At 57.4% G+C, this 14,188-nt stretch carries 8 protein-coding genes; 1 reads left to right on the forward strand and 7 read right to left on the reverse strand.

Annotation, left to right across the window (positions count from 1 at the left end; genetic code table 11):
- Positions 1 to 46: 46 nt before the first annotated feature.
- Together dnaE and guaB are read right to left on the reverse strand one after the other, a co-directional pair.
- Positions 47 to 3,574 (reverse strand): DNA polymerase III subunit alpha, encoded by a 3,528-nt coding sequence (dnaE, locus tag ACYQ11_RS15230; protein WP_459924664.1) that lies wholly within the window; start codon positions 3,572 to 3,574, stop codon positions 47 to 49.
- A 239-nt stretch (positions 3,575 to 3,813) separates the two neighbouring features.
- Positions 3,814 to 5,280 (reverse strand): IMP dehydrogenase, encoded by a 1,467-nt coding sequence (gene guaB / locus ACYQ11_RS15235; RefSeq protein ID WP_459924665.1) that lies wholly within the window; start codon positions 5,278 to 5,280, stop codon positions 3,814 to 3,816.
- Between the two features lie 437 nt (positions 5,281 to 5,717).
- Between guaB and ACYQ11_RS15240 the strand changes: the two genes are divergently transcribed.
- Positions 5,718 to 7,271, forward strand: a complete 1,554-nt coding sequence (locus ACYQ11_RS15240) for a universal stress protein (RefSeq protein WP_459924666.1) — start codon at positions 5,718 to 5,720, stop codon at positions 7,269 to 7,271.
- 58 nt (positions 7,272 to 7,329) lie between these two features.
- Here ACYQ11_RS15240 and ACYQ11_RS15245 read toward each other — a convergent pair whose 3' ends face one another.
- The 5 genes from ACYQ11_RS15245 to ACYQ11_RS15265 all read right to left on the reverse strand — a co-directional run bounded on the left by ACYQ11_RS15245 (position 7,330) and on the right by ACYQ11_RS15265 (position 13,968).
- On the reverse strand, positions 7,330 to 8,178 hold the full coding sequence (locus tag ACYQ11_RS15245) for a damage-control phosphatase ARMT1 family protein (RefSeq protein WP_459924667.1): 849 nt from the start codon (positions 8,176 to 8,178) through the stop codon (positions 7,330 to 7,332).
- Between the two features lie 196 nt (positions 8,179 to 8,374).
- A complete protein-coding gene (locus ACYQ11_RS15250; RefSeq protein ID WP_459924668.1) occupies positions 8,375 to 9,673 on the reverse strand; it encodes a DcaP family trimeric outer membrane transporter in 1,299 nt (432 codons plus the stop codon).
- 67 nt (positions 9,674 to 9,740) lie between these two features.
- Positions 9,741 to 11,846, reverse strand: coding sequence for a tetrathionate reductase family octaheme c-type cytochrome (locus ACYQ11_RS15255; RefSeq protein ID WP_459924669.1), 2,106 nt, complete (start codon positions 11,844 to 11,846; stop codon positions 9,741 to 9,743).
- Positions 11,843 to 13,048: an NrfD/PsrC family molybdoenzyme membrane anchor subunit gene (gene nrfD / locus ACYQ11_RS15260; protein WP_459924670.1), complete on the reverse strand. Its 1,206-nt coding sequence runs from the start codon at positions 13,046 to 13,048 to the stop codon at positions 11,843 to 11,845. The genes ACYQ11_RS15255 and nrfD overlap by 4 nt, the downstream gene beginning before the upstream one ends.
- Positions 13,045 to 13,968: a 4Fe-4S dicluster domain-containing protein gene (locus ACYQ11_RS15265; protein ID WP_459924671.1), complete on the reverse strand. Its 924-nt coding sequence runs from the start codon at positions 13,966 to 13,968 to the stop codon at positions 13,045 to 13,047. Before ACYQ11_RS15265 ends, nrfD begins: the two co-directional genes overlap by 4 nt.
- Positions 13,969 to 14,188: the final 220 nt, after the last annotated feature.

The raw sequence follows: 14,188 nt of genomic DNA on the forward strand, positions 1-14,188 counted from the left end.
TTGCGATATTTATTCATTTGTTTTTTCCAAATTCTCAAACACTCCCCTACTTCACCCGCTTGAGAAACGGTTTGCGACCGTTGTTTTTCGGAGCGACCGTGGCGGGTTTGCAGACGGTGTCCACGGCTTTTCGTCCCAGAAGGGCCCGAAGTTCGCGGAGCAGGTCGGGACCCACATTGACCTTAAAGGCGTCCGACAGTTCGATGACGGTTTCCGATTTTTCAGGCAGGGTCAGGCGTGCGTAAACCTTGCAGGCGCCGGGATGACGTTTGAGGATCTCCAGAACCCGGGCGGGTTTGTCCACATCCTCCGGGGCGGTGCCGATGATGATCTGAAGATTGGCGGACCATTCCTCGGAGGCCTGTTCAAGGGGAACCACCTTGTCGGCCAGGATACTCAATCCCTTTTCTTTTTTCTGGGCCTGGCCTTCGACAATCAGGGCGCTGTCCGTGACGAACAAATCAGAGGTGGTCTCGAAAACGGAAGGAAATACCACCACTTCCACACTCCCGTACATGTCCTCCAAAGTCACGAAAGCCATCTGATCGCCTTTTTTGGTCCAGATGGTCTTGATGGCGGTCACGATACCGCCGAAACGGACGGCCTGGTCGGCTTCCAGTTCATAAATGGTCGCGCCGTTCACCGTGGCAAATTTTTCAAGCACCGAAGCAAAACGATCCAGGGGATGTCCGGAGATGTAAAATCCCAGGGACTCCTTTTCAAGTGTCAGGCGATACTTGTCGTCCCACTCATCCATGTCGGGCAGCGTGGGAGCGTTCAGCGACAGCTCGTTGCCCTGGCTGTCGCCGAACAGGCTCATCTGCCTGTCGTTCCGTTCGCGCTGCACCCTTTGGCCGTGTTCCAGGGCGTCCTCGAGCACCGCCGCCATCTGGCTGCGTTTGTGGCCGGTGGAATCAAAGGCCCCGCATTTGATCAGGGCTTCGACCACCCGCTTGTTGACTTTGCGAAGATCAACGCGCTCGCAGAATTCGAAGATCGATGAAAATACGCCCTGCTTTTCCCGGTTTTCGATGATGGCGTCGATGGCCCCTTCCCCGACGTTTTTAACGGCCACCAGACCGAACCGGATCTCGCCGTTGATGACGGCAAAGGCTTTCTGGCTCGCGTTCACGTCCGGGGGAAGGACCGTGATATCATGGCTCTTGCACTCGGCGATGAATTTCACCACCCCGTCCACCGAGTTCATTTCCGAGGTCAGGAGAGCCGCCATGAACTCCACGGGATAATGGGCCTTGAGAAAGGCCGTCTGAAAACAGACCAGGGCATAGGCCGCGCTGTGGGACTTGTTGAATCCGTAGCCGCCGAATTTCTCCATCAGATCGAAGATCTCTTTGGCCTTGTCCTCGGGGTGTTTGTTGGCGACGGCCCCTTTCATGAACAGGTCCCGGTGCTTGGCCATGTCCTCGGCAATCTTCTTGCCCATGGCCTTCCTAAGACCGTCGGCGTCGGCCATGGTGTAGCTGGCCAGGACGCTGGCGATTTTCATGACCTGTTCCTGATACAGGATGACGCCGTAGGTTTCCTTGAGAATGCCTTCCAGTTGTGGCAGCTGATATTCAACGGGTTCCCGGCCGTGCTTGCGGTTCACGTAGGCGTCGACCATGCCGCTGTCCAGGGGGCCGGGACGGTAGAGGGCAACAAGGGCGGTAATGTCGTTGAAGCATTCGGGTTTCAGGCGGACCAGCAGTTCCTTCATGCCCGAGCTTTCAAGCTGGAACACGCCGGTGGTGTCGCCGGAGCTGAGCAGCCGGTAGGTTGCCGGATCGTTGAAGTCCTGTTCGAGAAGGTCCGGGGGTTCCTTGCCCTGCTCCTTGATCAGACGCAGGGCGTCGTCTATGACCGTGAGGTTCCGCAGACCCAGGAAATCGAATTTCACCAGCCCGATTTTTTCCACCCGTTTCATGTCGAACTGGGTGACGATTTCGTTGTTTTTACCTTTATACAAGGGCAGGTATTCGACCAGCTTCGTGTCCCCCACCACCACGCCCGCCGCGTGAACCGAGGCATGACGGGTCAGACCTTCGAGCACCAGGCTCACGTCGAACAGTTCCTTGTATTCCTGGCTCTGGGAAAGGTCGGCCAGCTCGGGAACCTGCTTCATCGCATCCCCGAGTTTGATGTTCAGGGTGTCGGGCACCAGTTTGGCGATGCGTTCCGATTCGGGAAGGGGGATGTTCAGGGCCCTTGCCACGTCCTTGAGCACGGCCTTGGCCTTCATGGTCCCGAAGGTGGTGATCTGGGACACGTAATCCCCGCCGCCGTAACGTTCGGACACGTATTTGAATACTTTGTCGCGGCCGTTGATGCAGAAGTCCACGTCGATATCCGGCATGCTGATACGGGCGGGGTTCAGGAAACGCTCGAAGATCAGGCCGTGCTCGATGGGGTCGAGGTCGGTGATGTTCATGGCGTAGGCCACCATGCTGCCGGCGGCGGACCCGCGCCCCGGCCCGATGGGGATGCCGTTTTCCTTGCCGTAGCGGATGAAGTCGGCCACGATCAGGAAATAGCCGGGGAACCCCATCTTGATGATGGTCTTGATTTCGTAGTCCAGCCGTTCGTCGTAGACCGTCCGATCCAGATCCGGATGTTTGGCCAGAAGGTAGTCCATCCGTTTTTTAAATCCGGCCCGGGCCTGTTCCTCGAAAATCTCATCGGGGCTTTTGCCCGAGCCGTCGTCGAAACGGGGAAAGTGGTAAGTCTTGAAATCAAAATCCACATGGCAGCGGTTGGCGATGTCAACGGTGTTGGACAGAGCCTCGGGGTGCCGGGCGAAGGCTGAGGCCATCTCCTCCCGGGACTTGAAATAAAGCTGATCGGTGCCGAATTTGAACCGTTTGGGATCGTTGATCGTGTTGCCGGTCTGGACGCACAGCAGGATCTCGTGGGCCCGCACATGATCCTTGTCCAGGTAATGGCAGTCATTGGTGGCCACAAGGGGAATGGACAGGCGCTTGCTCATGTCGTAGAGCACTTCGTTGGCGAAGGTCTGCTCGGGAATTCCGTTGTCCTGGACCTCCAGGAAGAAATTGTTTTCCCCGAAGGTTTTCTGGTAAAACCGGGCAACCTCGTCGGCCTCCTCCAGCCGACCCCGTCCGATCAGGCGGGGAATTTCTCCGGCCAGACAGGCGGACAGGGCGATGATGCCCTCGCTGTGATCCTTGAGGATGTCCTTGTCCAGGCGGGGTTTGTAGTAAAACCCTTCGGTCTGGGAGATGGTGGCCAATCGGCAGAGATTTTTATAACCGGTGTTGTTCTCGGCCAGAAGCACCAGATGGTAGAGCCCGGTGCCGTCCTCCGGCCGGGATTTGTCCGACATTTTCCGGGGGGCCATGTAGGCTTCACAGCCGATGATGGGCCGGATGCCCGCTTTCACGGCATATTCGTAAAACTCCAGAACCCCGAACATGGTGCCGTGGTCGGTGACGGCCACCGAACTCATGTTGTATTGTTTGGCGCGCTGAAACAGATCTCCCAGGCGGATGGCTCCGTCAAGGAGGCTGTACTGGGTATGGAGGTGCAGATGAACGAAGTCGGGTGTATTCTCGGTCATATCACGGTATCCTGAATGGGTTGGTCGTCATGCAGGACATTTATCCCACAGACCCCCTGAAAACACAACAGGGAAAACCTTGTTCAGGCTTTCCCTGCGGTTGCGGCACACGATCATGTAATTAAACATGAAATCAGGTGATTATACTTGATGGGCACGCTTTGTTTTGTCCATCCTACGGTCAAAACAAGGTAGGATGGGCAAAGCGCAGCGTGCCCATCACGGTGATGACTCAGGCTTTATTCCAGACGGTAGTTGGGCGCCTCTTCGGTGATGATCACGTCATGGACATGGCTTTCACGGAGACCGGCTCCGGTGATGCGGACGAAACGGGCTTTTTCCCGAAGTTCTTCGATGGTGCGGCTGCCTACATATCCCATGCCGGCCTTGAGGCCGCCGATAAGCTGATACACGTTGTCGCCGATGGGCCCCTTGTAGGGCACCCGGCCCACGATTCCTTCGGGCACGAGTTTCTTTTCCTCTTCGTCCTTGTCGCCCAGGTAGTAGCGGTCCTTGCTGCCGGCCTGCATGGCTTCGAGTGATCCCATGCCGCGGTAGACTTTGTAGCTGCGACCCTGGTAGATAATCGTTTCACCGGGACTTTCGTCGGTTCCGGCGAACAGGCCGCCCAGCATCACACTGTGGGCCCCGGCACCGATGGCCTTGACCAGGTCGCCGGAAAACTTGATGCCGCCGTCGGCGATAATGGGAACACCGGACTTGTTGGACACGGCCCGGCAGTTCATGATGGCGGTCAGCTGGGGAACACCGACGCCGGCCACAATACGGGTGGTGCAGATGGAGCCCGGACCGATGCCGACCTTGACCGCGTCCACACCGGCGTCGACCAGGGCCTGGGCCCCTTTGGCCGTGGCCACGTTACCGGCCACCAGTTCGATATCCTTGAAGGCGGCTTTGAGTTTGATCACCGAGTCGATGACGTTTTTGGAATGACCGTGGGAGGTGTCGATGACCAGAACATCGGCGCCGGCCTTGAGCAGGGCTTCGGCCCGCTCCATCATGTCCGGCCCCACGCCGATGGCGGCGCCGGCCCGGAGACGGCCCATGGAATCCTTGCATGCGTTGGGGTATTTCTTGATTTTTTCGATATCCTTGGTGGTGATGATGCCGGAAAGCCTGCCTTCGGCGTTGACCACCAGAAGTTTTTCGATACGGTGCTGGTGCAGGAGTTTCTTTGAATCGTCCAGACTGATGCCTTCGGGAACGGTCACCAGGTTCTCACTGGTCATCACGTCGCTGACCTTTCGGGTCATGTCGGTTTCGAAACGCAGATCACGGTTTGTGACGATGCCCATCAGCTTATCCCCGATGGTGACCGGCACGCCGGAAATCCGGTAATGGCTCATCAGCTTCTGAACGTCCCCGATGGCCGCGTCCGGCGCCACCGTCACCGGATCGATAATCATGCCGCTTTCTGATTTTTTCACACGGTTGACTTCCATGGCCTGGGTTTCGATGGGAAGGTTCCGGTGGATGAAGCCGATTCCCCCGGCTCGGGCCATGCTGATCGCCGTCCTGGCCTCGGTGACCGTGTCCATGGCGGCGCTGACAATGGGTATGTTCAGGGAGATGTTCCGGGTCAGGCGCGTGGTGGTGTTCACGTCGCTGGGAAGAACATCGGAATAATTCGGCAGAACCAGGACATCGTCAAATGAAAAGGCCTCTTCCGGGGGTATGATGTTCATGAATAATCCTCCATCATGAATTTGAAGTGGGTATGTATAAAACTGCCCGGTCTGATCATGGGTTCCTGTCATCCGGGCAGATCGTTTCTCTATAATGAAATATGGTGTTTATTAAACAATTTAAAGGCACTCTTACTAAAAGTAGGAACTTTAATCAATCATTATTTTGAGGGACAACAGGGCCTTTATCCCGTCCCGGCATCCACCCTGTTTGTGACGGTACAGGCGCAACCATGTGGCGATACGTAGCGCAACCGTGGCGCCATAAATCATAAACGTAGCGCTACGAAAGGGGGCGTTGTTCATATCGGTTCTACACGGACGGCTGGAGATTGCCGGCAAAATCATGTACAATGCCGTGCAGATCTGTCTTTTTGTGATCCCCATGCCGCCACGGCACGATTCGTGATACACAATCGAAAGAACCGTATTACCCCATGACACCCAACAAGGAGGCGCGCACCATGTGGACCCTGCTCGGAAAAATCAACAAAAACCTGATCATCGCCATTCCCCTGATGATGGTTCTTGGATTCGCCTACGGCCTGTTCATGCCGGTGGATTTTCTGAAAAGTCTGATTATCCCCCTGACCTTTCTGATGGTGTATCCGATGATGGTCACCCTCAAAATCAAAAAGGTACTCGAGGGCGGCGATGTCAAGGCCCAGGTGGTGACGCAGCTGATCAACTTCGGAATCATTCCCTTTCTCGCCCTGGGCCTGGGGCTCGTTTTTTTCAAAAATCAGCCGTACATGGCATTGGGGCTTCTTCTTGCAGGCCTGGTGCCCACCAGCGGCATGACGATTTCATGGACCGGCTTTGCCAAGGGGAACGTGGAGGCGGCGGTGAAAATGACCGTCATCGGTCTGACCCTGGGCTCTGTGGCCACGCCTTTTTACGTGAAGTACCTGATGGGAGCCGTTATCACGGTGAATATGGCTCTGGTCATCAAACAGATCGTCATTATCGTCTTCATTCCCATGGTCGCCGGGTTTCTGACCCAGCAGGCCCTGGTCAGAAAATTCGGACAGAAGGAATTTCAGCAGCAGATCGCCCCGCGTTTTCCGTCCCTGTCCACCCTTGGGGTCATCGGCATCGTGTTCGTGGCCATCGCCCTCAAGGCCCAAAGCATCGCCGCGTCGCCCCAGATGCTGGCGTACATCCTCATTCCCCTGGTGCTCATCTACCTGGCCAACTTCCTGCTGAGTACCCTTTTGGGCCGCCTGTTCTTTGACCGTGACGATGCCATCGCCCTGGTCTACGGCTCGGTCATGCGGAACCTGTCCATCGCCCTGGCCATTTCCATCAACGCCTTTGGAAGCGAAGGGTCGAGCGCGGCCCTGGTCATCGCCATCGCCTACATCATCCAGGTCCAGTCGGCGGCCTGGTATGTCCGGTTCACCGACCGGTTGTTCGGGCCTTACCAGGCTCCGGCGGAAACGACGGAACCCTCCGCCCCGGTTGCGGAAGGTACCGTCGGCATCACCACCATGGTGCCCGAGATCAAACGGATTCTCTACGCCACGGACCTGTCCGAATCGGCCCGGCATGCGGCGCGCTATGCCTGCAGCATCGGCCACCGTTACCAGTCCCATGTGACGGTTCTCCATGTGGTGTCCGACATCATCGACGAGTATTCAAGGGATGCCGGTTTTGACATCAGGGAACACATCGGCGAGAAAAAATGGGCCGAACTCAACGAGCATGAGATTGCGACGGCCAGAGACATCATCACCCGGCGCATTCAAAAAACCGCCGAACTCGTCACCCGGGAAATCCCGGTCTGCCCGATCTCCGAAGGCGACATCCGGGTCGAGATTGGAAACCCCGTGGACATCATTACGAACCTTGCCGAAAACGGCGATTACGACATGGTTGTCATGGGAACCCACGGCCACGGGGTGTTCAGCGACGTGCTGACCGGAAGCGTGGCCGGCGGGGTGATCAAACGCTGCACCAGGCCGGTTCTGGTGGTGCGACTGCCTGCGTGAGTGAGTGACAGGCACGGACACACGGACATTCACTGACGAGCACGGTCAGGCGGACCGTTTATCGGCTGCGGATGATCGTGTCGCCCACCTGACAGTTCAAATGCCCTGCGATGACAGGGCATTTGGCTTTGAGAAGAAAGACGATGGGCCGATCCAGATCGGAGAGGCTTTCATAATTACCCTGGCCCTTGGCGATGATCAGGTCCGCCGCATCAAAGGCCGCCTTAAACGCATCGGAGCAGTCGGAAAGCACGGTTCCCGGCGCGTCGGAGCCGTTGTCGATCACCGGGACGCAGGCGGTCATGCCGGTCTGTTCGGCGTCATCCATGGTGATATCGTTGATCACGGGGCGGCCCCGGACCACGAAGGTCACCCGGCCGTTGGGCAGGGTTTCGATCAGCAGACGATCAAAAACAATTTCCCCCGCATTGTCTCCCAGATACAGAATCCGGCGGGCACCGTTGACCCGCTTCTCAAAATCCCGCACATCACCGGCAAGGGGACCGCAAAGGGCATGATCTATGGTGGTGTGAATCAGATCGCCATCGATCGCGGCATTGACGCCGAAATCGATGATGTTGCCGGCAATGGCCAGGCGCACCGCCGTGTCGAAGGGATCGTTTGAATCGAGGATTCGCTTCCGCAGTGACGGGTAAAGGCCCAGGGCAAAGGCGTTGAACCTCTCCTTGACCGGACGATAGGGATCGTCACAGCCGCAGCAACGGCGGATGATCCGGTGGACGTCCCGGGCCATGACCGGCGGAGGCACGGAAAGATCCATCTCACTGACCGCTTTGAGCACCTCACGGAGCACCCGTTCGATGACGGCATCCTCCTCGGTAGCGAATCGGGCGGCCTCCAGGGCCTGGCGGACAAAACAGGGAATGCAGTCGTGGCTGCTTTGCATAGAAATCAAAACCTTTCCCTACCCCGATGCGTGTGACGGGACGGACGTTGGTCGTCAGGTACATGGTCAAGGGATATACGCCCATCGGCCGGCGACTTCAAGACGTGAATGAACCCTGAGATAAAAAAATCCCCCCGATTTGCAATGGCTGAAATCGGGGGGATATCGTCAGGCCGGGTGAGACCTGTGTACGTTTTTAAAAAAAATTGTACTGGGCACTCATCTGGAAGCGGTTCAATTCACCGTGGCGGCCGTCTTCCTGCTCTCTTGCGCCATAAATGTATTCAATCCCCAGATCGACCGTGGGAACAGGGCTCCAGATCAGGTTGGCATGGGCCGACTGAATGGTTTCGTTCGCCGAGGCGGCAACCCTGTCCAGGTTATTGTCGGCCTGTCCGAAGGAATAGATGAGGCTGGATCTCAGACCGTCTTTCCACATGTGACGATAGGCGACAAACCCGCCCCACTGGTCCAAAGCGTCAAGATGATCGCTGCCGTCCATCATGGCCCCGGCAAATCCCGTGTTCATGTAGCGTCCCAGGGCATTGCCGTACATCAACTGAAACCGGATGTCGTCCTTTTCCATCACCGGAATCCGCCCGCCGGCCATCACGGCTCCGCCCCAGACATCGTCGTCATCGACGCCGTCGTCACACCGAAGATTTCGAATCATAAGGCCCACCGAATAGATACCCTTCCCGGCCCTTATATTGGCGCGGGCGATCATATCCGGCAGAGTATCGTCATCCACGGCCTGCTTCGATGCCGTCAGGTTGTCGTAATATGTGGTTTCGGGATTTTCCAGAGAAAACTGCAGGGAACCAAAGGACATGGGCTCGGTCCAGCGCACCTGGGCCTGACGGATGAAAATCGCTGCGGCGGGCCCGCCGAAATCCAGGGTCTCCGGAATGGACTCGACCACCTGAAAGGTTGTCCAGGTCTGACCGGCCAGCACCTTTCCCAGTTGTCCATAAAAATGACGGAGCCTCAAGGCGTAGGAATTGCTGACGGTCTGGTCACCACCAGCCCCGAAAAAATCCCCTTCGAAAAAGGTGGTCAGCTTCCCATAATCCGTATTCGATGCCGTGGCAATGTTGATGCGGCTCTGCCTTGCATGGAGGACTGTCTGGTTTTCCTCCAGCACCGCTGAACTGTGCAGAGGAACGGTCGTCGGACCGTAAAACTGATCAAAGGCGCTTTTATCCCCGGCGCTCACGTCGCTGTAAACAAGATCCAGCTTGGCATAACCCCCGATCCGGATTTCGGTGTCAGCGCCGGGAAGCTCGAAATACCCCTTGGCCCCGGACGTCCTGACCGAAGAACCGGAAGCCTGTTTTTCAAGGGCTTCGACTTTTTTCTGAAGGGCCTCGATCTGCTGCCTCACATCAGAAGAATCGTCCGCAACCGCCGCCTGCCCCGACAACAGAATCACGTTTGCGGCCAGCACGGCGGCCATCAGAATCGACCCGAGGATTTTTCTCTTACACACAACCATATGTTTCTCCTTAATTTTTAGTGACGATTGCGGGACGTACCGGTCTGGAAACGCCCCTTTCCGTATTTCACTCGCCAAGCGGCAGTTTTTTGAACCGGCCGCCGTGGACGATGGGGTCGCCCTTGTATCCCAGTTTCTTGAAATCGATGTAGTCCGTGGCATCGATCAGATGGCGCACATCCCTGCCCCGGGATTCGAGGTAGCTGAAATCCGTGCCTTTGTGGGCCAGGGCCGTAAAATCCACGTTGCGATTGTCCTGGTGGCAGCGGTTGCAGGTCTGTTCACCCTTCAGGCTGTCGTGGCACTGAACGCAGGACAGGGCCATGGAGGCGGGCATGACCTCGTGTTCCACGCCCCAGTACATCCAGGTTTCCTTCCAGGCGTACTCGCCGCTGAACGGCAGGTTCGCCGCCTTCATTCCCTCGGTAAAGGCCTTAAGCCAGTCCAGGTTGGCCCAGAAGGCCGTGGTGTCGTTCTTGTCCCGGGGAAACAAATGGGGCGCAAGGGCATAGCGGTTGACCGCATCAAAGGCCTGGATGCCCTTCATGATCTTGAAGGGACTGATCTTGGCCGTGGGGTCGTTTTTGGATCCAAGGGGTTTTGTGATGTAGATCACCGGGTCATCGAGATTGACCGCATCACCCAAAAGGGTCCGTTCATAAAACCCGTTGTGCCAGGCGTAGTCGGGCCTGGGTGACTCGGCCCAGACGAATTCGCCTTTCATGTAATTGTATTCCGGCATGCCGTATTTGTCCTTGGTGACAGGACGGTTTTTATCACCGGCTTTGGACCAGTCCCACCAGATTTTGGTGGGTTTGCATTTGGCATACACCGGCGAATGGCAGGTGTTGCAGGCCAGGGTTTCACCGTGTTTGTTCAGGTGATGGTCGAGCATCGCGTTGCTGTGATGGGGCCGTTCGGTATGACAGGATTGACAGGCCACGCCACCTTCGACCACCGGCACCGAGGAACTGCTTCCGGCGATCTTGTGATTCCGGGTTTCATGGCATTCCGTGCAGGTCATGTCGTAACCGCCCATGTGGACATCGCAATTCCGGGAGGGTTCAAGCAGAAACTCCGACAGATCCGCGTGCTTGACGCCGTCCCCTCCCCCGCCGCTGAAATGGCAGGCTCCGCAGCTTTTCCGGCTGGTATGACCCACATGGTTCGCCACATGGACCAGATCCACCGAGGGATCAGGCATGCCGGCCGCCGGCGGTGCTTTTTTGTAGGTGCCGGTGGTATCGTGACAGACCAGGCAGTCGATTTTCGTCATATCCCTGAAATCAAAGGTGTCGTCCTTCCATCCATAACCCGCGTGGCAGGAGGTGCATCGCGGTTCGTTGCTTGCGAAGCTCACGCAGTAGTTGTTGAACACCGTGGTGGCTTTGCCGTGCTGGATATCGTTCCGGTGGTCCACGGTTTTGGGCGACGGCCCTTTCCAGAGCCAGTGGGCCGTTTTCAGCATGTCCTCCCCGGCCTGACTGTGGCAGCGAAGGCATTCGGCGGTCACCTGTTCGGGCTTGGGATTTTCGGGAAGATTCACATGCCGGGCGTGATCGGGCACGTTTTTCTGATGACAGCCCGTACAGGTCACGGGGCCTTTGTCCATTTTTTCATGGCAGCCCATGCACTGGCCGTGGTAGGCGGCCTTGAGCCCCACCCGTTCCGGATGGTCCGGACGGAAAGACTCCTGGTGGCAGGCCGAGCAGCGGGTGGTCTCGAGGGCCGCGGGATCGGTCGGCCTGTAATGGTGGCAGGCCGAACAGTCCTTTGTGACCGCCGCATGCTTGGCGTGCATGAACCGCACGGGTCCGTAATCATCTTCCTGTCTTTTGATGACGGGGCTGTCCAGCAGAAAATAGGTTTCGGACATATCCGCGATGGAAAGCCCCGCATCGATCAGATTCTGACGACGGCAGATCAGGCATTCCTCGACAAATTCGGAGACAAAGGGCACCGTTTCACGAGCCCGTTCCCGGGCCGTTCGCTGATCAGGGGCATACCAGCGACCAAGGGTTCCGTCGGCCTTGAGTTCCCGTCCCACATCATTGATATCGTGGGGAACATCAGCCAGGGCCGTTTGGCGCTCCCTGTCCGGCGCCAGGAAAAAAAGCGCTGAGAACACCACCGTGATCACCATAAGAACCATGATTTTATGTATTTTTTTCATCGGGTCACCTCCGTATCCGGACGACTGAACACCGGCAGGAATGTGATGATAACCCGGTACAGAAACATCAGGGTGGCGATCAGCCCGACGGTCACCATCACCTCACCGATGGACGGATAGTAAAGACCGTCACTGATGGGCGGACGGTAGCCCACCACAAAGACATTGATCCGGTTCAGGAGCACCCCGAACACAACAAGGGCGCAGGCCGTGAACAACCCCCGCCGGGAGGCTCTGACCCGCCGAAAAGAAAGAAGGACAAACGGCACAATGACCCCGAGACCCATCTCCACCAGAAAGGCGTTGGTCTGATAGGTTCCGTCAAGCAGATAGACAAAGGTTCCCCGGACCATCATGTCTCCGATCTTGAGGATCATATAAAAACCCAGGAGGAAGACCGTGAAGCGGGACAGCGGGGAGAGCACCTCCATTTCCGGATCGAGATCCATCGAACTGGTGGCGATGGTGGCCTCGACCACCACCATGGGGTAGCCTACGGTAATGGCGGAGGTCAAAAACATAAGGGGCAGAATCGGCGTATACCAGAGAGGATGCACCTTGGTGGGAGCGATCAGCATCAAAGACCCCAGGCTGGACTGATGCATGCACGAAAGCACCACCCCTGCGATGATGAACATCCACATGATTTTGCCGAGCACCGCGTCGGCTCCGTGAAGAAACGCATCGATGGGCTTGTTGAGAATACCGAAAACGCCGGGCAGATTCACCCTGCCCTTGAATTGTTCGATCACGGCGGGCAGAAACTCGATGTACAGCACCGTGAGGTAGAACATCACGCACATGGCCACTTCGAACAGCACCGAATTGGGGTTCCAGTGGAGCATGGGCTTCCAGATGGCCCAGGAACGTCCGATGTCCACCATCAGGCCAAGCACCACAAAGGTATAGCCGAGCATGGCGGTCAAAAGGGCGGGGCGTACCACCGGTTCATAGGCATGGCGTCCCAGAATGTGGGCGAGAAAAGCGGTCGTGAACCCACCGGCGGCAAGAGCCACGCCGGAGGCCACGTCCACCCCGATCCAGAGGCCCCATGGCCTTGCCGTGGACAGGTTGGACACATAGCCGATGCCGCCCACAAACCGGGCAATGATCACCACGGCGCCACTGAGCATCAAGGCAGACAATACCAGGACTCCGGGGGTCCAGAACGGTTTTCGAAGCGCATATGGGGTGTGGCTCATGGGCGACCTCCTTTGTCATCCTCAGGCGTGTGGGGAGTCTTGTTTCTGAATTTCAGCATCAGGGCCGAAAGGATGCCGTACAGGGCGATGGGCGACCACAGATAGGAGAACAGCGAATGCTGGACGGTCTCCGACAATTTCGGCATGGGTTTGTCCGGAAGATCGATAAACCCCGTTTTGCGGAAGGGAACCCCGGAAATATACAGCCAGGACGTCCCACCCACCTCGTGTTCACCATAGATATGGTCGATGTAATCAGCCGGATGCCCGGCGATCCGTTTCCGGGCCAGATCGAGAAGTGTGCTTCGTCTGCCGAAAGTGATGGCCTCCACGGGGCAGACGGCGGCGCAACCGGGCACTCCCCCCTCCGTGCTGATGCGTTCGAAACAGAAGGTGCACTTCATCACCTTCGGGGTGATGGGATCATGGTACTCGTAGGCGGGAATCTCGAAGGGACAGGCCACCATGCAGTAGCGGCAGCCGATGCATTTGGTCACATCGTAATGAACCGCCCCGTTCTCTTTCTTGGTCAGGGCCCCGACAATGCAGGCCGAGGCGCAGGCCGGATCCTGGCAGTGCATGCACTGAATCTTGACAAAGGTGGGGGCGAGCTGATTGCGTGCATCGATTTTTCCGGAATAATAGCGGTTGACCACGGTAAAGGCCTTTTCGTCGGGCCGCCGTTTGGTGTCGAGGACCGTCAGGTTGTCAAAAGGGATGACCGGTTCCGGCAGATGGTTGACCTCGTTGCAGGCCTCTTCGCATTTGCGGCAGCCCAGACAGCGATTGAGGTCCACCAGGCAGCCGAAAGGATCGGGCGGGGCCTTGGACTCCCAGGCATTTGCCCGCCGTTTGCTTCCGAAAAGGAGAGCCCCTGCCCCACCGGAAATTGCGAAGAACTGTCGACGATCCACCTTCATACATCCTCCCTCCATGATTCCACGCGGCACCTGTCTTCGGACGCGGGCTTAGGGCGTCGTGGTCCGCCTTCCGCCACCGTGTCGTTTCCCGGTTCCCATTTCATGGACCGTGCCAGGGTCCGGCTGAACCGGAATCCGGAGGGCAATGAACATCAATTCATTGTAATCATGGTCAATAGACGTTTCGTCGATGTGATGGTAAAGGGCGTCACGCGGCACC

It is taken from the genome of Desulfatiferula olefinivorans, from assembly GCF_054657895.1.

Excerpts from the sequence above, each read along its gene's own strand:
- dnaE (WP_459924664.1), bottom strand. The coding sequence starts at position 3,574 with ATGACCGAGAATACACCCGACTTCGTTCATCTGCACCTCCATACCCAG.
- guaB (WP_459924665.1), bottom strand. The coding sequence starts at position 5,280 with ATGAACATCATACCCCCGGAAGAGGCCTTTTCATTTGACGATGTCCTG.
- ACYQ11_RS15240 (WP_459924666.1), top strand. The coding sequence starts at position 5,718 with ATGACACCCAACAAGGAGGCGCGCACCATGTGGACCCTGCTCGGAAAA.
- ACYQ11_RS15245 (WP_459924667.1), bottom strand. The coding sequence starts at position 8,178 with ATGCAAAGCAGCCACGACTGCATTCCCTGTTTTGTCCGCCAGGCCCTG.
- ACYQ11_RS15250 (WP_459924668.1), bottom strand. The coding sequence starts at position 9,673 with ATGGTTGTGTGTAAGAGAAAAATCCTCGGGTCGATTCTGATGGCCGCC.
- ACYQ11_RS15255 (WP_459924669.1), bottom strand. The coding sequence starts at position 11,846 with ATGAAAAAAATACATAAAATCATGGTTCTTATGGTGATCACGGTGGTG.
- nrfD (WP_459924670.1), bottom strand. The coding sequence starts at position 13,048 with ATGAGCCACACCCCATATGCGCTTCGAAAACCGTTCTGGACCCCCGGA.
- ACYQ11_RS15265 (WP_459924671.1), bottom strand. The coding sequence starts at position 13,968 with ATGAAGGTGGATCGTCGACAGTTCTTCGCAATTTCCGGTGGGGCAGGG.